We start from the raw sequence: 19,640 nt of genomic DNA on the forward strand, positions 1-19,640 counted from the left end.
CCGGCACGGGTGCGACGCCCGGGCGCCGGGACCGTCGCCGACGCGCACGGCTACCCTCAGGACTCCGGGCCTTCCCGGGACAGCAACCAGCAGCGACAGCAAGGACAGGTGACAGGTACGTGGTGAGCTCTTCAGTCGGCTCGGTGGTGCTCGCAGGCGGCGGGACGGCGGGGCACGTCAACCCGCTGCTCGCGGTCGCGGACGAGCTGCGCGCACGCAACCCCGAGGCGGTCCTGACCGTGCTCGGGACGGAGAGCGGGCTCGAGGCGGACCTCGTGCCGGCGCGCGGGTACCCGCTGCGCTTCGTGCCCAAGGTGCCGATGCCGCGCCGCCCGAGCGGCGAGTGGGTCGCGCTGCCGGGGCGGCTCAAGGCCGCGGTCGAGGCGGCGGGGGCCGTGATCGACGAGACCCGGGCCGAGGTCGTGGTGGGCTTCGGCGGCTACGTCTCGACCCCCGCGTACATCGCGGCTCACCGCCGCGGCGTACCGATCGTGATCCACGAGCAGAATGCTCGGCCTGGCCTCGCGAACCGGGCGGGCGCTCGCTGGGCGACGTCGGTCGCGCTCACGTTCGAGGGGACCCCGCTCAAGGGTGGTGTCGTCACGGGGCTGCCGCTGCGCTGGGAGATCGCCGACCTGATCCGCGACCGCGGGGTCGACGCACCGACGGTGCGGGCGAACGCCGCGGCGTCGTTGGGCCTGGACCCGGCGCGCCCCACCGTGGTCGTCACGGGTGGCTCGCTCGGCGCCCAGAGCCTCAACGAGGCGGTGTCGGGTGCGGCGCGCGAGATCCTCGCGACCGGGGCCCAGGTCCTGCACCTGACCGGCCGGGGCAAGGCGGACGCGGTGCGCGCAGCGGTGGCAGGGCTGGGTGGCTACGACGTGCGCGAGTACCTCGCGGAGATGCACCTCGCGTACGCGGTCGCGGACCTCGTGGTCTGCCGCTCGGGCGCGGGGACGGTCAGCGAGCTCGCCGCGCTGGGTATCCCCGCGGTCTACGTGCCGCTGCCCATCGGGAACGGCGAGCAGAGGCTCAACGCCGGTCCGCTCGTGCGGGCCGGGGGCGGCATCCTCGTCGAGGACGAGGCGTTCACCGCGCCGTGGGTGGCCGTGAACGTCCCGGCGCTGGTCACCGACGGCGACCGCCTGCGCACCATGGCCTCGCTCGCCTCGCGGGCCGGGGTCCAGGACGCGACGGCACGGGTCGCGGACCTGGTCGTGAAGGCCGCCGGGAGCGCGCGATGACGGGCACCGACGGCGGGCCCGCGGCGGCGCCTCCGGCGCTCGACGACCTGGGGACCGTCCACCTCGTCGGCATCGGCGGCGCGGGCATGTCCGTCGTGGCCCGCCTGCTCGTCGCGCGCGGGGTGCGGGTCCAGGGCTCGGACGCCAAGGACAGCGCCGTGGTCGAGGCGCTGCGATCGGACGGAGTCACCGTCCACGTGGGGCACGACGCGCGCAACGTCGAGGGGGCCGACACGCTCGTGCTGTCGAGCGCGGTGCGTCCCGACAACCCCGAGCTGGTCGCGGCGCGAGCCGCGGGCCTGCGCGTGCTGCACCGTTCGGAGGCGCTCGCCGCGCTCATGGCGCTGGGCCGCTCGGTCGCGGTCGCGGGCGCGCACGGCAAGACCACGACGTCGGCCATGGTCGCGACGACCCTGCGCTCGGCGGGTCTCGACCCGTCCTTCGCGATCGGGGGCTCGGTCATCACGAGCGACGGCGCGGTCCCCGGGGGACACCTGGGGGCGGGGGACGTCGTGGTCGCGGAGGCCGACGAGTCGGACGGCTCGTTCCTCAACTACGCCCCGACCATCGCGGTCGTGCTGAACGTCGAGCCCGACCACCTGGACCACTACGGCTCGCGCGAGGCGTTCGAGCAGGCGTTCGTCGACTTCGCGCAGCGCATCGCGCCGGGCGGGTTCCTCGTCGCGTGCGCGGACGACCCGGGTGCCCGCACCCTGGCCGACGCGCACCGCGCGTCGGGCGGTCGGGTCGTCACGTACGGCACGTCGCCGGGCAGCGACGCGCGGCTGTCGGACGTCCGGCCCGACGGCGCCACGGGCGTGGCTGCGCGGCTCACCGTCACCGGTGAGGCAGAGGGCCGGGACGCCCGGGCGCTCGTCGGCGCGCCGGACGTCCTCGAGCCGAGGTCCCACGACCTGCGCCTGCAGGTGCCCGGCGCGCACAACGCGCTCAACGCCGCCGCGGCGGTCGCGACCGCGATCCTGCTGGGCGTGAGCACCGAGCAGGCCGTGGCCGGGGTGGGCGAGTTCCTGGGCACCGGTCGACGCTTCGAGTCCCGGGGCGAGGCGGGCGGCGTACGGGTGGTCGACGACTACGCGCACCACCCGACCGAGGTCGCGGCGCTCCTGGCCGCGGCGCGCCCCGTGGCTGCGGGCGGGCGGGTGCTCGTGCTCTTCCAGCCGCACCTGTTCTCCCGCACGCGCACCTTCGCTCGGGAGTTCGCCGACGCGTTGTCGCTCGCCGACGAGGTCGTGGTCACAGGCGTGTACGCGGCGCGGGAGGACCCGGACCCGACGACGGGTTCGTGGACGATCACCGACCTCATGGCGGGCGGGGTCGTCCGGGGCGTCGAGGACAGGTTCGAGGCGGCTCGTGCGATCGCGGCCTCCGCGCGTCCCGGTGACCTGCTGCTCACGGTGGGGGCCGGGGACGTGACCGAGCTCGGCGCGGTGGTCCTCGATGCGCTCTCGCAGCCCGTCGCGCCTGCGGGGGAGGGCGACGACTGATGCGTCCGCCGTCCCGCCCTCGGCCCGCGGCGCCTCGTCCGGCCTCGCATCCTGCGCAGCCTCGGCAGGCGCAGCCGGCCCGGCCTCCCCGGCCGGAGCCCGGTCCGGGCGGCCCGGCCGGTCCGACCCGGCCCCCGGAGGCGCCCGACGCGCCGGGCTGGGGCGAGGAGGCGGCGGGCGACGACGTCGCGACGCAGCCGCTCGTGCTCCGGGGCGCCGAGCTCGCACGGACCGAGCCCACGAACGCGCGACGGGAACGTCCCCCGACCGCCCCGGTCCCCTTCGTTGGGGCGGGGGGTGGGCAGGGTGGGCGACCGGTCGACCGGGTGGTCTCGACCGGGATGGCGGACCGGCTGGCCGAGAAGGCCGCGATGCGTCGGCACCTGCTCAGGAACCGGATCCTGGGGTGGGCCGCGGCGGTGCTCGCGGTCGTGGCCGGGGTGTGGGTCGTGCTCTTCTCGCCCCTGCTCGGGACGGACCCGGCCAAGGTCGAGATCTCGGGGGAGGGGACGGTGATCGACGTCGCCCAGGTCGAGCAGGCCGTGGCGCGGGTCGACGGCGTCCCGTTGCCCCGCGTGGACACGATCGGGCTGCGGGACGCGATCCTCGATCTCAACGGCGTCCGTGACGTGCGGATCCTGCGAGTGTGGCCGGACGGGCTGAGCGTGACCCTCGAGTCGAGGGAGCCGGTGGCGGCCGTCCCGCACGAGGGTGCCTTCGCTCTGCTGGACCGTGACGGGGTCCAGGTCGCCACGGTCGACGCGGTGCCGGACGGCCTGCCGGAGATCGGCGTGACGCTCGACGAGAAGGGTGCGCGGTCGTTGCATGCGGCTCGTATCGTGCTCAACGCTCTCCCTCCCGAGCTGCGGGCCGAGGTCGCAGAGGTCACGGCTCCGACGCAGGACGCGGTCACCATGACGTTGCGCGACGGTGCGGTCGTCGAGTGGGGCAACGAGGAGGACGCGGCGCTCAAGGTCCGGGTGCTCCAGGCGTTGCGGGCGCTGCCCGAGAACCAGGGGGTCACGCTCTTCGACGTGTCGGCCCCCACGATGCCGATCAGCCGGTGAGCGGCTGGGAGGATGTGACATGGACCATCGCGGAGGTTTTCGCCGACACGCGCGGGCGGGTCGTTGATACGGCAGGGACGGGCACCTACCGTCGACACAGCACAACCTGACATAACTATAACCCTCTAGTTGAGGGTGAAGGTTGAGGGCTACAGGATCGAGAGGCATTGACGTGGCAACTCCGCAGAACTACCTAGCAGTGATCAAGGTGGTCGGCATCGGCGGTGGTGGCGTGAACGCCGTCAACCGGATGATCGAGGTCGGTCTCAAGGGCGTCGAGTTCATCGCCATCAACACCGACGCGCAGGCGCTGCTGATGTCCGACGCGGACGTCAAGCTCGACGTCGGGCGCGAGCTCACGCGCGGCCTCGGAGCGGGGGCCGACCCTGAGGTGGGCAAGAAAGCGGCCGAGGACCACGCCGAGGAGATCGAGGACGTCCTGCGCGGCGCCGACATGGTCTTCGTCACGGCGGGCGAGGGCGGCGGCACCGGGACCGGTGGCGCGCCCGTGGTCGCGCGCATCGCCCGCTCGCTCGGCGCCCTGACCGTCGGTGTCGTCACGCGACCCTTCACGTTCGAGGGTCGTCGTCGGTCCGTCCAGGCGGACCAGGGGATCGAGGCACTGCGCAACGAGGTCGACACCCTCATCGTCATCCCGAACGACCGGCTCCTGTCGATGTCCGACCGCAACGTCTCGGCGCTCGACGCGTTCCACTCGGCCGACCAGGTCCTGCTCTCGGGCGTCCAGGGCATCACGGACCTCATCACGACCCCGGGCCTGATCAACCTCGACTTCGCCGACGTGAAGTCCGTCATGCAGGGCGCGGGCAGCGCCCTCATGGGCATCGGCTCCGCACGCGGCGAGGACCGGGCCGTCCAGGCGGCCGAGCTCGCGATCTCCTCCCCGCTGCTCGAGGCGAGCATCGACGGTGCGCACGGGGTCCTGCTGTCGATCCAGGGCGGCTCCGACCTCGGGCTCTTCGAGATCAACGAGGCGGCACGCCTGGTCCACGAGGCGGCCCACACCGAGGCGAACATCATCTTCGGTGCGGTGATCGACGACGCCCTCGGCGACGAGGTCCGCGTGACGGTCATCGCGGCCGGGTTCGACGGCGGCACGCCCCAGATCCGCAAGGACGCCCGCGCGCTGGGTCAGGTCGCCGGGACGCCTGCGGCCCCGCCCGTACCCGCACCGCTGCCCGCGGCCGTGCCGACGGCCACGGGCAGCCACACGCTCCCGCGCCCGGTGGTCCCGATCGCCTCGGAGCCCGACGACGTCCCCGTCACCTTCGGGGGCGGTGCCGCGACGGTCTCGGCCGGCTATGCGCCGATCCCGACGTTCAGCGTCGTCCCGACCGAGGAGAACGTCAACGCCGAGCAGCCGTCGGCCGAGCGCTCGGCCCAGGTCGAGGTTCCCCGCCTGTACGACGAGGAGCCCGTCCGGCGCAAGGTCGAGGACCTCGACGTCCCCGACTTCCTGAAGTAGCCCGTGCCCGATCCTGCACTCCCCGCACCCCCGGTTCTCGAGGTCGACCTCGGACCGGGGGTGCGTGCTGCTTTCACGGGACGGGTCGGCGGGTCCTCGCCCGCACCCTGGTCCGGGCTCAACCTCGGCCTGGGGGTCGGTGACGACGCCGAGCGTGTCCTCGCTCATCGCGAGGCGGTCGGTCGCCGGCTCGGTGCACCGCTGGTCTTCGGCACGCAGGTGCACGGCGCCGAGGTCCGCGTGCTCTCGGCGGCCGACCGGGCGGCCCGGGTCGAGACGGGCGAGGGGGCAGCTACGTGCGGCGAGCAGGACGCGCTCGTGACGGCCCAGCCCGGGCTCGGGCTCGGGGTCCTGGTCGCGGACTGCGTCCCGGTCCTGCTCGCCGACCCGTACGCCCGGGTCGTCGGCGTCGTCCACGCGGGGCGCCAAGGGCTGCTCGCAGGGGTCGTCGGCGCTGCGCTCGGGGTGCTCGTCGCCCAGGGGGCGCGCGCGGACCAGGTGCGTGCCGTCGTCGGGCCTGCTGCCTGCGGGCGGTGCTACGAGGTCCCCGAGCACATGCGCGACGAGGTCGCCGCGGCCCGTCCCGGCACGTCGTCGACCACGAGCTGGGGCACCCCGGCGCTCGACCTGCCCGCCGGGGTCGTCGCGGAGCTGCGTGCCGCCGGCGTGCGGACCGTCGTCGAGACCGGGATCTGCACCCTCGAGGACGAGCGCTTCTACTCCCACCGTCTCGCGACCCGTGGCGGCACCACGACGGGGCGGTTCGCGGGTGTCGTCGCTCTCGAGTGACCGGCCGCCGGGTCTCGACGTGCCGTTTCTCACCCCCCGGCCCGTTGTCGTCTCCTGGGCGTGTCGCATCACGCGCGTGTCCGGGGCTGGGCTAGCGTGCAAAGCACGGAACCAGCAGTCGACATGAGGACGGAGAGAGGGCGATGGCCGGAGCACTTCGCAAGACCATGCTTTACCTGGGCCTCGCTGATGATCGAGGCGAGGGCGACCAGGAAGAGTTCATCGACGAGTACGACGACTTGGGGGCCGACGTGCCGACCGACTACCAGGCTCAGGTGACCCCGCTGCACCGGACGGTCGCCCCACGAGAGGTACCCCAGACGAGCATGTCAGCAGCCGAGCTCCGCCGGATCACCACCGTGCACCCGCGCTCCTACAACGACGCCCGCGTCATCGGGGAGGCGTTCCGTGGCGGCACCCCCGTCATCATGAACCTCTCCGACATGGACGACGCGGACGCCAAGCGACTCGTCGACTTCTCCGCAGGCCTCATCTTCGGGCTGCACGGAGCCATCGAACGAGTGACCAACAAGGTCTTCCTGCTCTCTCCGGAGCACGTCGAGATCACCGGTGAGGAGCAGGCTCCCGAGCCTCCGGTGAGCCGGGCCGGCTTCTTCAACCAGAGCTGACCGCGGACTCTGGCACAGTTGACCCTGTGAATTTCGTCTTCGATCTGCTGGCATTCGTCCTCGGCCTCTACCTCGTGGTGCTCATCGGACGGGTGGTGTTCGACTGGGTGCAGGTCTTCGCCCGGGACTGGCGCCCTCGGGGCGTCATGCTCGTCCTGGCGGAGGCCATCTACACCCTGACCGACCCACCGCTGCGAGCGCTGCGCAAGGTCATCCCGCCCCTGACCCTCGGTCAGGTGCGGATCGATCTCGGCTTCATCGTGCTCTTCCTCGCAGTGTCGTTCGCTGCACAGATCCTGAGGGCCCTGTAAACACGTAGAAATCTGACATCACGGCGTTCTTGCGACCGACGCCCCCTGGAGGGGCTCGGTCGGAGGCCGCCTCCGCTGACAATCTCCGCTACTTTGGACTGTGGCGATCTCGAGATCGCCCGGACTGACGGCGCAAACGCATTGAGGTGAGACGATGGCACTGCTGACAGCAGAGGACATCCTGAACAAGAAGTTCTCCGCGACGAAGTTCCGCGAGGGATACGACGTCGAAGAGGTCGATGACTTCCTGGACGAGGTGGTGAGGACGCTCAACTCCGTGCAGGAGGAGAACGACGACCTCAAGACCAAGCTGGCCGCAGCGGAGCGACGTGTCGCCGAGCTCAGCCGGGCCGACGCCTCGGCGCCGTCCAAGCCGGCCGTGGTCGAGACCCCGTCGGCACCGGAGCCCGCACCCGTCGTGGCGAGCGTCGCGCCCGCCCTGGGCAAGCCGACCGCCGAGCCGGAGTCGGCCACCGGCATGCTCCAGCTCGCCCAGAAGCTGCACGACGACTACGTGCGCTCGGGCCAGCAGGAGGGCGACCGCCTCATCGCGGAAGCGAAGGAGGAGGGGACCCGGATCGTGCAGGAGGCCGAGGAGACCTCGCACCGCACGCTCTCGCAGCTCGAGCAGGAGCGGTCGCTCCTGGAGCGCAAGATCGACGAGCTCCGTCTCTTCGAGCGGGACTACCGCACGCGCCTCAAGAGCTACCTGCAGAACCTCATGGGGGACCTCGACAACCGCGGCAGCGCTCTCCCGCCCCGCAGCGGTTCCGGCGCGGGTCGCTCGAGCGACCTCAGCGCGGGCATCTAGTCCACCTGCCACCTGGCAGACGATCACACCAGGCGTGCGGACCACAGGGTTCGCCGTCGGTCGGTCCGTGACGACGCACCACACCGGTCCATCCGGCGTGGTGCGTTGTGCGTACCGGCGGGCGGCGTCTACTCTCACCGCAACTCGAACCGGAGGGGCGACATGACCAAGCTCAGCACCGCGACGCGCGCGGTCGTACGACAGCAGTTCCCGAACCTAGCTCGCGACGTCAAGTCCTTCCCCGTGCGTGACGGCGAGGAGCCGTGGACGCTGAAGGAGGCGGAGGAGCAGGCAGCGACCCTGCTGGAGGAGCGCGAGCGCCTCGAGCGAGAGCTCACCGAGGCGGACCAGGAGCTCTCGGAGCTCCTGCGCAACTCGGGGGACGGTGCGGGCGACGACCAGGCGGACTCCGGGTCCAGCGCGCTCGAACGCGAGCAGGAGCTCACCCTCGTCAACAACATGAGGGACCTGCTCGAGCAGACCAAGCACGCGCTCGACCGCATCGCGGCCGGGACCTACGCGACGTGCGAGGCGACCGGGCTCCCGATCGGCAAGGCTCGCCTGCAGGCCTACCCGCGGGCGAACCTGTCCGTCGAGGCGAAGCAGCGCGAGGAACGTCGCTGACGCGACCGCACGCCGCGTGCGAGAAGGCCGCCGTCCCCACGGGGACGGCGGCCTTCGCCGTCCGGATCGTTGACCAGCGGCTGGACATGGCAGACTTGCCGCCGATGCCATCGACTCCCTCTCCCCAGCAGCCCGTGCCCGCCGACCCGTCCGAGGGCGGCGCCGAGGCCGTGCCCGCGGCCCCCGCCGCGGACGTCCGGCCGCGCGCGACCGTCGCCCCACGGCGCCTCGTCCTGTGGGTCGTGGTGCTCGCGGCCCTCGTGATCCTGGTCGACCAGGTCACCAAGATCTGGGCCGTCGCAGAGCTCGAGGGTCGCGAGACCATCGAGCTCCTCGGCGAGTGGCTCCACCTGACGTTCATCCGCAACGAGGGGGCGGCGCTCGGGATCGGCTCGGGCTACACCTGGATCCTGACGATCGTCGTCACGGTCGTGATCGTGTTCATCCTGCGCAGCATGCGCAAGATCGGGTCGCGGGGCTGGGCGATCGCCCTCGGGCTGCTGCTCGGAGGGGCGCTGGGCAACCTCATCGACCGGATCTTCCGGGAGCCCGGGTTCGCACAGGGGCACGTGGTCGACTTCATCGGGTACGGCGACCTGTTCATCGGGAACGTCGCGGACATCGCGGTCGTGGCGGCCGCGGTGATGATCGCGATCCTCTCGGTCCAGGGGATCGGCATCGACGGGCAGCGGCACGTCGAGCAGGAACCGGCGAAGGACGACACTGACGAGGAGGGGAGCGCCGCCGCGGAGCAGGACACCGACGCACCCGAGCAGGGGGCCCCGACGACCTCCCCGGCCGCCGGGACCCAGGGTTCCGGCACGGCGACGGCCTCCGGCCCGACGGCCGGGACGGAGTCCTGATGGGCCAGGTGCGCTCGCTCCCGGTCCCGGACGGGCTGGCCGGCGAACGGGTCGACGCCGCGCTGGCGCGACTGCTGGGTCTGTCCCGGACGCGTGCCGCCGAGGTCGCCGCCGCGGGCGGCGTGCGGGTCGACGGCCGCGAGGTCGGCAAGTCCGACCGGCTGGTCGCCGGGGCCTGGCTCGAGGTGGAGATCCCCGACGAGCCCGAGGCCCGGGCGCCCCAGGTCGTCGCCGAGCCCGTGCCGGGCATGAAGATCGTGTACGACGACGACGACGTCGTGGTCATCGACAAGCCCGTCGGTGTCGCGGCCCACCCTTCTCCCGGCTGGACGGGGCCGACGGTCGTCGGCGCCCTGATCGCCGCGGGGTACCGGATCTCGACGTCGGGGGCCGCGGAGCGCCAGGGCATCGTGCACCGCCTCGACGTCGGGACGTCCGGCCTCATGGTCGTGGCCAAGAGCGAGCTCGCGTACTCGGTGCTCAAGCGCGCGTTCAAGGAGCGCACGGTCGAGAAGGTCTACCACGCGCTCGTCCAGGGACACCCCGAGCCGACGACCGGGACGATCGACGCGCCCATCGGGCGTCACCCGTCGGCCGACTACAAGTTCGCCGTCACGGCCGAGGGCAAGCCCTCGGTGACGCACTACGAGGTTCTCGAGATGCTCCCGGCGGCGTCGCTCGTCGAGGTGCACCTCGAGACCGGCCGGACCCACCAGATCAGGGTGCACTTCTCCGCGCTTCGCCACCCTTGCGTGGGCGACCTGACGTACGGGGCGGACCCGGTGCTGGCCAAGAAGGTCGGCCTCACGCGGCAGTGGCTGCACGCGGTGCAGCTCGGCTTCGAGCACCCGGCGACCGGGCAGTGGACGCAGGTCACGAGCGAGTACCCCGACGACCTGGCTCGTGCGCTCGAGGTCGTGCGCGGGGCCTACTCCTGACGACGTCGGCCGGGCTCGAGGGTCCGCCGGGAGAAGGACGACGATGCTGACCACCGAACGGGTCCGGACGCCCGAGCAGCTCACCGAGGCGCACGCGCTGCGGCTGGAGGTCTTCGTGGACGAGCAGCAGGTCCCGCTCGCCGAGGAGATCGACGACGCCGACTTCGCGCCCACCACGACGCACGTCGTGGTCCGGGACCCGTCGGGGGCCGTCGTGGGGACCGGGCGCCTGCTGACCGACCCCTCCCACCCGGGGGAGGTGCACATCGGGCGGGTCGCGGTGGCGCGCGCTGCGCGAGGCACCGGTGCGGGCGCTGCGGTCATGCGGGCGCTCGAGGAGATCGCGCTCGCCGAGCACGCGTCGCAGGGCAGCGTCCGGATCGAGCTCAGCGCGCAGACGCAGGCCACGGGCTTCTACGAGCGTCTCGGCTACCAGGTGTACGGCCCGGTGTACCTCGATGCCGGGATCGACCACCGCGACGCCGCCAGGACGCTCACGACCGGCGGCTGACGGTCGGGCCCTGCCGGCCCGGCAGGCGGACCGGGCAGCCTCCCGGCTGCCGCGGTTCCCGGCGGGGCGTCCGCGGGGCGCCGTGCTCCTGCGGCCCCGTCCACGCGGGCCGGCGCGCCGCTCCCACGGGGCGAGCGACGCCGTCGGGCGGGGAGGCGTGCCGCCCGGCGCGCATGAGACGAGGCACACGCCGGTGCCGGTGGGCGACACGCCGGAGGCGTCGGTGGGTCGATCTAGACTCGTCGCATGCCGTCTGCCGCCGCCCCCGGAAGCACCCAGAAGTCCGACGACTTCGTCCACCTCCACGTCCACACCGAGTACTCGATGCTGGACGGCGCCGCGCGGCTCGGAGACCTCTTCGAGGAGACCGCGCGCCTGGGGCAGAAGGCCATCGCGACGACGGACCACGGCTACATCTTCGGGGCGTTCGACTTCTGGTCCAAGGCGACCCAGGCGGGCATCAAGCCCATCATCGGCGTCGAGGCGTACGTCACGCCCGGCACGAGCCGTTTCGACCAGACCCGTGTGCGCTTCGGCGAGAAGGGCCAGGAGTCCGACGACGTCTCGGCCCGCGGCGCCTACACGCACCTGACGATGTGGGCCCGCAACAACGAGGGCCTGCACAACCTCTTCCGGGCGAGCTCGCTCGCCTCGCTCGACGGCCAGATGGGCAAGTGGCCCCGCATGGACCGCGACCTGCTCGAGCGCTACGGCAAGGGCATGATCGCGTCCTCGGGCTGCCCCTCGGGCGAGATCCAGACCAAGCTGCGGCTCGGCCAGTGGGACGCGGCAGTGCAGGCCGCCGGTGAGCTCCAGGACGTGTTCGGCAAGGAGAACTTCTACGTCGAGCTCATGGACCACGGGCTCGACATCGAGCGTCGCGTCATCAAGGACCTGCTGCGGCTCTCGGAGACCATCGGGGCCCCGCTGGTCGCGACGAACGACCTGCACTACGTGAAGAAGGAGGACAGCCACTCCCAGGAGGCGTTGCTGTGCATCAACTCCGGCTCCACGCTCGCCGACCCCGACCGCTTCAAGTTCGACGGCGACGGCTACTACGTCAAGTCCGCGGCAGAGATGCGTCACATCTGGAAAGAGCTGCCCGAGGCCTGCGACAACACGCTGCTCATCGCCGAGCAGTGCGAGGTCAGCTTCGACACGTCCGCGAACTACATGCCCAACTACCCCTGCCCTCCGGGCGAGGACGAGACCTCCTGGTTCATCAAGGAGGTCGAGAAGGGCCTGCACTACCGCTACCCGGACGGCATCTCGGACGCCGTGCGCAAGCAGGCCGAGTACGAGACCCAGGTCATCGTGCAGATGGGCTTCCCGGGCTACTTCCTCGTCGTCGCCGACTTCATCAACTGGGCCAAGGACAACGGGATCCGCGTGGGACCGGGACGTGGCTCGGGTGCGGGCTCCATGGCCGCGTACGCGATGCGCATCACGGACCTCGACCCGCTGCAGCACGGCCTGATCTTCGAGCGCTTCCTCAACCCGGACCGCGTGTCCATGCCCGACTTCGACGTCGACTTCGACGAGCGACGTCGTGGTGAGGTCATCCGCTACGTCACGGAGAAGTACGGCGAGGACCGCGTCGCCCAGATCGTCACGTACGGCACCATCAAGGCCAAGCAGGCCCTCAAGGACTCCTCACGCCTCCTGGGCTTCCCCTTCGCGATGGGTGAAAAGCTCACCAAGGCCATGCCGCCCGCGATCATGGGCAAGGACATCTCGCTCACGGGCATCTTCAACCCCGACGACAAGCGGTACAACGAGGCCGACGAGTTCCGCCAGATCCACTCGGCGGACCCCGACGCCCAGCGCGTGGTCGAGCTCGCCAAGGGTATCGAGGGCCTGAAGCGCCAGTGGGGTGTGCACGCGGCCGGCGTCATCATGTCGAGCGAGCCGCTCATCGACATCATCCCGATCATGCGCCGCCTCCAGGACGGTGCGGTCATCACGCAGTTCGACTACCCCACGTGCGAGGGCCTCGGCCTGATCAAGATGGACTTCCTGGGCCTGCGCAACCTCACGATCCTCGACGACGCGCTCGAGAACATCGTGATGAACGGCAAGGACCCGGTCGAGCTCGAGGCCCTGACCCTCGACGACCCCAAGACGTACGACCTCCTGGGGCGCGGCGACACCCTGGGCGTGTTCCAGCTCGACGGCGGCGGCATGCGGACCCTGCTCAAGCTCATGCGCCCCGACAACTTCGAGGACATCTCGGCCGTGGGCGCGCTGTACCGCCCGGGCCCCATGGGCGCCAACTCGCACACCAACTACGCGCTGCGCAAGAACGGGATGCAGGAGGTCACTCCCATCCACCCCGAGCTCGAGGAAGCCCTCGAGGACATCCTGGGGACCACGTACGGCCTGATCGTGTACCAGGAGCAGGTCATGGCCATCGCGCAGAAGGTCGCCGGGTACTCGCTCGGTCAGGCCGACATCCTGCGCCGCGCGATGGGCAAGAAGAAGAAGTCCGAGCTGGACAAGCAGTTCGAGGGCTTCTCGAACGGCATGAAGGAGCGCGGCTTCTCCATGGCCGCGGTCAAGACGCTGTGGGACATCCTGCTGCCGTTCTCGGACTACGCTTTCAACAAGGCGCACTCCGCGGCCTACGGAGTCGTCTCCTACTGGACCGCCTACCTCAAGGCCAACTACCCGACCGAGTACATGGCGGCGCTGCTCACGAGCGTGCGCGACGACAAGGACAAGTCGGCGCTCTACCTCAACGAGTGCCGCCGCATGGGGATCACGGTCCTGCCGCCGGACGTGAACTCGTCGTCGGCGAACTTCACCGCCGTCGGCAAGGACATCCGCTTCGGCCTCACGGCGGTCCGCAACGTCGGTGCCAACGTCGTGGACGCGATCGTCGCGACGCGCGAGGACAAGGGCACGTTCGCGTCCTTCACCGACTTCCTCGACAAGGTCCCCGCCGTGGTCTGCAACAAGCGGACCATCGAGTCGCTCATCAAGGCCGGGGCGTTCGACTCGCTCGACCACGCGCGGCGCGCCCTGCTCGTGGTGCACGAGCAGGCCGTGGACTCGGTCATCAGCGTCAAGCGCGAGGAGGCCAAGGGGCAGTTCGACCTCTTCGCCGATCTGGGGGGTGAGGACCCCGCCATGTCCTTCAGCGTCGACGTGCCCGACATCCCCGACTGGGACAAGAAGCAGCGCCTCGCGTTCGAGCGGGAGATGCTCGGCCTGTACGTCTCCGACCACCCGTTGTCGGGACTCGAGCACGTGCTGACCCGCGCGGCCGACACGTCGATCGCCGCGCTCATGGCCGACGAGGCGCGTCCCGACGGCTCGACCGTCGTGATCGCCGGGCTCATCACCTCGCTCCAGCGCAAGATGAGCAAGAACGGCAACCCGTGGGCCGCGGTGACGATCGAGGACCTCGAGGGCGGGGTCGAGGTCATGTTCTTCGGCGAGACCTACCTGGCGTACTCGACGATCCTCGCCGAGGACCAGGTCGTGGTGCTGCGGGGACGGGTGCGGCGACGCGACGAGACCATGCAGCTCCAGGCCATGGAGGTGTCGCTCCCGGACATCTCGACGGTCGCCGACACGCCGGTGCTCGTGAGCCTGCCCGAGTCGCGCTGCACACAGCCCGTGGTCGAGAAGCTGCGCGAGATCCTCTCGACGCACCCGGGGGTGACCGAGGTCCATCTCAAGCTCACGAGCCCCGGGCGGACCAAGGTCATGCGGCTCGAGGACACCCTGCGGGTCACCAAGAGCCCGGCGCTGTACGGCGACCTCAAGGCGCTGCTCGGTCCGACGTGCCTCACGGTGTGACCGGGGACGCGGGCCCAGGGGGCGCGGACGGGTACCGACCAGCGGCGGACGGGTCTCCGGGACGCTTCCAGGTGATCCCGGCGGCCTACGTGCTGCTGCGCCGAGGCGACCAGGTCCTGCTCCAGCTCCGGCAGAACACCGGCTACATGGACGGGCACTGGGCCGCGGCCGCGGCGGGGCACGTCGAGCAGGGCGAGAGCGTGCTGGCCGCCGCCCGGCGTGAGGCGCGCGAGGAGCTGGGCATCGACGTCGCAGCGACGGACCTCGAGCCGGTCACGGTCATGCACCGGACCCGTCCGGACGGGGGACCGATCGAGCAGCGGGTCGACTTCTTCTTCGTGTGCCGCACGTGGACGGGCGACCCGGTGATCGAGGAGCGGGAGAAGGCCGCAGACCTGCGCTGGTTCGCACTGTCCGCGCTGCCCGAGCCCCTCGTGCCGCACGAGGCCGCGGTGCTCGCCGGGCTCGCGCGTGGCGTCGTGCCGGCCGTCATGACCTACGGGTTCGGAGCCACGGAGGGCACGTAGACTCGCGGTCGTGATCCACCTGACCCCCGAGCAGCGCGTCTTCGTGACCGAGCGCCACCTGGCGACCCTGACCACCCTCCGCGCGGACGGCAGCCCGCACGTCGTCCCCGTGGGCTTCACGTGGGACCCCGAGACCGGGGTCGTGCGCATCACGACGAACGACACCTCGGTCAAGGCCCTCAACGCCGGCCGGCTCACGGCCGACGGCGCACAACCGCGCGCGGCCGTCTGCCAGGTCGAGGGCGGACGCTGGATCACGCTCGAGGGCACCGTCTCGGTCTCGCGCGACCCCGACGAGGTCGCCGAGGCCGTGCGTCGCTACACCAAGCGGTACAAGGAGCCGCGGGTCAACCCGCGCCGCGTCGTCCTGCGGATCGTCGCGGACAAGGTCATGAGCTCGAGCTACATGGCCTTCTGATCACTCGTGGGCGGCCCGTGCCGCCGCACGGGCCGTCTCCGGCTAGCCGACGATCGCGCCGATCTGGCCGGTCGGGACGTCGACCGTCACGACGTCGCCCTTGCGCAGCTGGCGCCCGCGGCGCGTGTCGACCTCGCCGTTGACCTGGACCTCCCCCTCGGAGATGAGGTCGCGGGCCTGGGCGCCGGAGTCGACGAGGCTCGCGAGCTTGAGGAACTGGCCGAGGCGGATGACGTCGTCGGTGATCTCCACCGTGGGTGTCGTGGTCATGAGAGCCATTCTCTCGCGTCCGGGACGTCCCGGGGAACTGCCCACCTGCTGAATGGCCTGGAGGTCGGTTCGCGGCCCGGCCTACGATGGACCGGTGATCAATCGCATCGACCTGCGTGGTCGTTCCCTGTCTCCCCGTGAGCTCACGGAGATCCTGCCCCGTCCGGAGATCGGCGTCGAGGACGCCGCGGAGAAGGTCGCCCCGATCCTGCACGACGTCCGCCTGCACGGCTCCTCCGCGCTGCGGGACCTCTCGGAGCGGTTCGACGGCGTGCGACCGGTCCACCTGCGGGTCCCGGCCGAGCGCCTGTCGGCCGCGCTCGAGACGCTCGACCCGCTCGTGCGCGACGGCCTCGAGGAGGCGATCCGTCGTGTCCGCACGGTGCACGCCGCGCAGCGCCCCCAGCCGTTCTCGGTCGACCTGGCCCCCGGGGCGCAGGTCCGCCAGCGCTGGATCCCGGTGCGTCGTGTCGGGCTCTACGTGCCCGGTGGGATCGCGGTGTACCCGTCGTCGGTCATCATGAGCGTCGTCGCGGCGCAGGAGGCCGGCGTGCGCGAGCTCGCGGTGGCCTCGCCGCCGCAGCGCGAGAACGACGGCCTGCCGCACCCCACGATCCTCGCGGCGTGCGCGCTGCTGGGCGTCGAGGAGGTCTACGCGGTCGGTGGCGCGCAGGCGATTGGCATGTTCGCGTACGGCGCCGCGGGCAGCGAGCCGCAGGACGGCGACTACCTGTGCGAGCCCGTCGACGTCATCACGGGTCCGGGGAACATCTACGTCGCGGCCGCCAAGCGGCTCGTGCGCGGTGTCGTGGGCATCGACTCCGAGGCCGGCCCCACCGAGATCGCGATCCTCGCGGACGGTGGCGCCGACGCGACGCACGTCGCGCTCGACCTCATCAGCCAGGGTGAGCACACTCCCGACGCCGCGGCGGTCCTCGTGACGCCGTCGGTCGAGCTCGCGGCCGCGGTGGACGCCCGCCTCGTGGACCTCGTCCCCGAGACCAAGCACGCGGCACGCGTGGCGCAGGCGCTGTCGGGTCCGCAGTCCGCGATCATCGTGGTCGACGACCTGGAGCAGGGGCTCGACGTGGTCGACTCGTACGGCGCCGAGCACCTCGAGGTCCAGACGGCCGACGCCGCGGCCGTGGCCGAGCGGGTGCAGAGCGCGGGCGCCATCTTCGTCGGCCCGTACTCGCCCGTCCCGCTGGGCGACTACATGGCGGGCTCCAACCACGTCCTGCCGACCGGTGGGTGCGCGCACTACTCGAGCGGGCTCGGGGTGCACAGCTTCCTGCGCGCGGTGCAGGTCGTCGAGTACTCGGCCGACGCGCTCCAGGAGCTGGCCGACCGCATCGTGGCCGTCGCGAACGACGAGGACCTGCCCGCGCACGGCGAGGCGATCAAGGCGCGCTTCCAGTAGGCGCGGCCCGTCCCGACGGGAGCGGGGTGCGGACCGGAGACAGGTTCTCCGGTCCGCACCCCGCTCTCGTGCGTCGTGGACGGCGCCCGGTCCTCAGCGCACCCCGAGCACGAACGGGTAGACCGCCGTGGCGCCCGCCTGGCGCAGCAGACGCGCGGCGACCGTGAGGGTCCACCCCGAGTCCGTGTAGTCGTCGACCAGGAGGATGCGGCGCCCCGCGAGCCCGGCCAGCGCAGGCCCCGAGAGCTCGAGCCGGAGGCGTTCGACGACCCCCGCCAGCCGCATGGCCGAGTTCACGTCGTGGCGGCCCGGCTGCTCGCGGCCCGGCACGGGACCGACCGACCCGACGAGCGGGCGGTCGAGGTAGCGCGCGAGCCCGCCGGCGAGGTGCTGGACGAGGTGGGGGCGAGTGGCCGACCGGACGGACACGACGCCGTCGAGCAGGAGCCGGCGCACGGGTGCCGGCTCGTCGGTCGCCGCGTCGCCCTCGTCGGGCGCCCCGGCTACGCCGGCGCCGTCGGTGGAAGGGGCCGCGTACAGCGCGTCCCACTCGTCGAGCACGCGCGCAGCCGCGCGACGCAGCGCGACGGGGGTCTCGCCGTCGGGCACACCGGGGGCGAACAGCTCACGCAGCGGACCCGACCAGCCCAGCCCGTCGAGGCGCGCGACGGCGCGCCCCGGGGAAGCGAGCTCCTCGGGGGACAGGCGGCCCTTGAGGTCGAGCCCCATCCGGTCGAGGCCCGTGGGCCACTGGCGGCGGGCCACGACCTCGACGCCCGGTCGGTCCATGTCGGCGCGGGCCGCGGACACGGCCTCGGCGTCCGGAGCCGCGGGCAGGTCGACGCCGCCGCAGCGGTCGCACCGCCCGCACGTCCAGCCGGGCTCGAGCTCGGGGTCGTCGAGCGTCGCGCGCAGGAACGCCATGCGGCAGCCTGTCGTGGCCTCGTAGTCGATCATGGAGCGCTGCTCGGCGAGCCGGGTCTGCTCGACGCGCGCGTAGCGGTCGGCGTCGTAGACCCACGGCTGCCCGGTCGAGACCCAGCCGCCCTTGACGCGGCGCACCGCGCCGTCGACGTCGAGGACCTTGAGCATGGTCTCCAGTCGCGACCGCTTGAGGTCGACCTGCGTCTCGAGGGCCGCGACCGACTGGGTGCCACCGCCCGCCTCGAGGGCCGCGAGGGTCTCGCGGACCTGGCGCTCGGCGGGGAACGCGAGCGAGCCGAAGTACTCCCAGATGCGCCGGTCCTCCTCGCCCGGCAGGAGCACCACGACCGCGCTGTCGACGCCACGTCCCGCACGGCCGACCTGCTGGTAGTACGCGATGGGCGAGGACGGCGCGCCGAGGTGCACGACGAACGCGAGGTCCGGCTTGTCGAAGCCCATGCCGAGCGCCGAGGTCGCGATGAGCGCCTTGACGCGGTTCTCCTTGAGGTCCGCCTCGAGCTGCTCGCGCTCGGTCGTGTCGGTCTGCCCCGTGTACGCGGCCACGGCCAGGCCCGTCGCACGGAGCTGGCTCGCGACCTGCTCGGCGGCCGAGACGGTGAGGCAGTAGACGATCCCCGAGCCGTCGACGTCCTGGAGGGTCTCCGCGAGCCACGCGATGCGGCTCGGCTGGTCGGGCAGGTTCAGGACGGCCAGGTGCAAGGACTCGCGGTCCAGGCCGCCGCGCAGCACGAGCACGTCCTCGCGCGGGGCGCCGGGCGCACCGCCGGCGGTGCCCGGGGCGCCCGCGCCGACCGACGCCCCCGTGACCCCGAGCTGCTCGGCGACGTCAGCGGTGACGCGCTCGTTCGCGGTCGCGGTCGTGGCGAGCACGGGGATACCCGGGGGCAGGTCCGCGAGCAGGGTGCGGATGCGCCGGTAGTCGGGCCGGAAGTCGTGGCCCCAGTCGGAGATGCAGTGCGCCTCGTCGATCACGACGAGGCCCGCGTCGGCCGCGAGCCGGGGGAGCACCTCGTCGCGGAAGCCGGGGTTGTTGAGCCGCTCGGGCGAGCAGAGCAGGACGTCGACCTCGCCCGCGGCGATCGCGGCGTGCACCTCGTCCCACTCGGTCATGTTCGAGGAGTTGATGGTCACGGCGCGGATCCCGGCGCGGGCCGCGGCCGAGATCTGGTCGCGCATCAGGGCGAGCAGCGGCGAGACGATGACCGTGGGGCCCGCGCCGCGCGAGCGCAGCAGCGAGGTCGCGACGAAGTAGACCGCGGACTTGCCCCAGCCGGTCCGCTGGACCACGAGGGCCCGACGGCGGAACGCGACCAGGGCCTCGATCGCGAGCCACTGGTCGTCGCGCAGCGCCGCGTCCTCCCGGCCGACCAGCTTGCGGAGCGCGGTCTCGGCCTCCTCGCGCAGGTCCTTGCCCTCGAGGAGGCCGCGGAGCATCGCGACCTTGGCGAGGCGCGCGGCGTCGGCGGCGGAGGCGCCCG

At 72.1% G+C, this 19,640-nt stretch carries 18 protein-coding genes; 16 read left to right on the forward strand and 2 right to left on the reverse strand.

Annotated elements, in window-relative coordinates:
• Window positions 1–119 precede the first annotated feature (119 nt).
• The 15 genes from murG (at window position 120) to ACFVQ3_RS07485 (ending at window position 15,527) form a co-directional block, all read left to right on the forward strand.
• Window positions 120–1,244: an undecaprenyldiphospho-muramoylpentapeptide beta-N-acetylglucosaminyltransferase gene (gene murG / locus ACFVQ3_RS07415; protein ID WP_387636967.1), complete on the forward strand. Its 1,125-nt coding sequence runs from the start codon at window positions 120–122 to the stop codon at window positions 1,242–1,244.
• Entirely contained in the window at window positions 1,241–2,749 is a 1,509-nt protein-coding gene (murC, locus tag ACFVQ3_RS07420) for a UDP-N-acetylmuramate--L-alanine ligase (protein ID WP_387636969.1), read from the forward strand. Before murG ends, murC begins: the two co-directional genes overlap by 4 nt.
• Before the next feature lie 326 nt (window positions 2,750–3,075).
• Window positions 3,076–3,816: a cell division protein FtsQ/DivIB gene (locus ACFVQ3_RS07425; protein ID WP_387636972.1), complete on the forward strand. Its 741-nt coding sequence runs from the start codon at window positions 3,076–3,078 to the stop codon at window positions 3,814–3,816.
• Between the two features lie 172 nt (window positions 3,817–3,988).
• A complete protein-coding gene (gene ftsZ / locus ACFVQ3_RS07430; RefSeq protein WP_387636975.1) occupies window positions 3,989–5,302 on the forward strand; it encodes a cell division protein FtsZ in 1,314 nt (437 codons plus the stop codon).
• 3 nt (window positions 5,303–5,305) lie between these two features.
• Window positions 5,306–6,091 carry a polyphenol oxidase family protein gene (locus ACFVQ3_RS07435; RefSeq protein WP_387636977.1) on the forward strand — a complete coding sequence of 262 codons (786 nt, stop codon included), beginning with the start codon at window positions 5,306–5,308 and terminating at the stop codon, window positions 6,089–6,091.
• 143 nt (window positions 6,092–6,234) lie between these two features.
• Window positions 6,235–6,720: a cell division protein SepF gene (locus ACFVQ3_RS07440; protein ID WP_030150500.1), complete on the forward strand. Its 486-nt coding sequence runs from the start codon at window positions 6,235–6,237 to the stop codon at window positions 6,718–6,720.
• Between the two features lie 26 nt (window positions 6,721–6,746).
• On the forward strand, window positions 6,747–7,031 hold the full coding sequence (locus ACFVQ3_RS07445) for a YggT family protein (protein WP_387636981.1): 285 nt from the start codon (window positions 6,747–6,749) through the stop codon (window positions 7,029–7,031).
• A 154-nt stretch (window positions 7,032–7,185) separates the two neighbouring features.
• Window positions 7,186–7,842 (forward strand): DivIVA domain-containing protein, encoded by a 657-nt coding sequence (locus tag ACFVQ3_RS07450; protein WP_138824719.1) that lies wholly within the window; start codon window positions 7,186–7,188, stop codon window positions 7,840–7,842.
• Window positions 7,843–8,004: 162 nt separating this feature from the next.
• Window positions 8,005–8,466 carry a TraR/DksA C4-type zinc finger protein gene (locus ACFVQ3_RS07455; protein ID WP_138824718.1) on the forward strand — a complete coding sequence of 154 codons (462 nt, stop codon included), beginning with the start codon at window positions 8,005–8,007 and terminating at the stop codon, window positions 8,464–8,466.
• A 104-nt stretch (window positions 8,467–8,570) separates the two neighbouring features.
• A complete protein-coding gene (locus ACFVQ3_RS07460) occupies window positions 8,571–9,329 on the forward strand; it encodes a signal peptidase II (RefSeq protein WP_387636984.1) in 759 nt (252 codons plus the stop codon).
• Entirely contained in the window at window positions 9,329–10,267 is a 939-nt protein-coding gene (locus tag ACFVQ3_RS07465) for an RluA family pseudouridine synthase (RefSeq protein WP_387636986.1), read from the forward strand. The genes ACFVQ3_RS07460 and ACFVQ3_RS07465 overlap by 1 nt, the downstream gene beginning before the upstream one ends.
• A gap of 43 nt (window positions 10,268–10,310) precedes the next feature.
• Entirely contained in the window at window positions 10,311–10,778 is a 468-nt protein-coding gene (locus ACFVQ3_RS07470) for a GNAT family N-acetyltransferase (RefSeq protein ID WP_387636988.1), read from the forward strand.
• 246 nt (window positions 10,779–11,024) lie between these two features.
• Entirely contained in the window at window positions 11,025–14,582 is a 3,558-nt protein-coding gene (dnaE, locus tag ACFVQ3_RS07475) for a DNA polymerase III subunit alpha (protein ID WP_387636991.1), read from the forward strand.
• A gap of 71 nt (window positions 14,583–14,653) precedes the next feature.
• The gene (locus ACFVQ3_RS07480) at window positions 14,654–15,109 is read left to right on the forward strand and encodes an NUDIX domain-containing protein (protein ID WP_387636994.1); all 456 of its coding nucleotides are present in this window, start codon (window positions 14,654–14,656) and stop codon (window positions 15,107–15,109) included.
• Window positions 15,110–15,119: 10 nt separating this feature from the next.
• A complete protein-coding gene (locus ACFVQ3_RS07485) occupies window positions 15,120–15,527 on the forward strand; it encodes a pyridoxamine 5'-phosphate oxidase family protein (RefSeq protein WP_387636997.1) in 408 nt (135 codons plus the stop codon).
• 42 nt (window positions 15,528–15,569) lie between these two features.
• Here ACFVQ3_RS07485 and ACFVQ3_RS07490 read toward each other — a convergent pair whose 3' ends face one another.
• Window positions 15,570–15,797 carry an RNA-binding S4 domain-containing protein gene (locus ACFVQ3_RS07490; protein ID WP_387637000.1) on the reverse strand — a complete coding sequence of 76 codons (228 nt, stop codon included), beginning with the start codon at window positions 15,795–15,797 and terminating at the stop codon, window positions 15,570–15,572.
• Window positions 15,798–15,891: 94 nt separating this feature from the next.
• Between ACFVQ3_RS07490 and hisD the strand changes: the two genes are divergently transcribed.
• The gene (hisD, locus tag ACFVQ3_RS07495; protein ID WP_387637002.1) at window positions 15,892–17,217 is read left to right on the forward strand and encodes a histidinol dehydrogenase; all 1,326 of its coding nucleotides are present in this window, start codon (window positions 15,892–15,894) and stop codon (window positions 17,215–17,217) included.
• A 93-nt stretch (window positions 17,218–17,310) separates the two neighbouring features.
• Here the strand turns inward: hisD and ACFVQ3_RS07500 are convergent, their stop codons facing one another.
• Entirely contained in the window at window positions 17,311–19,596 is a 2,286-nt protein-coding gene (locus ACFVQ3_RS07500) for a DEAD/DEAH box helicase (protein ID WP_387637109.1), read from the reverse strand.
• Window positions 19,597–19,640: the final 44 nt, after the last annotated feature.

Source organism: Oerskovia sp. NPDC057915 (assembly GCF_042887685.1).
Lineage (GTDB): Bacteria > Actinomycetota > Actinomycetes > Actinomycetales > Cellulomonadaceae > Oerskovia.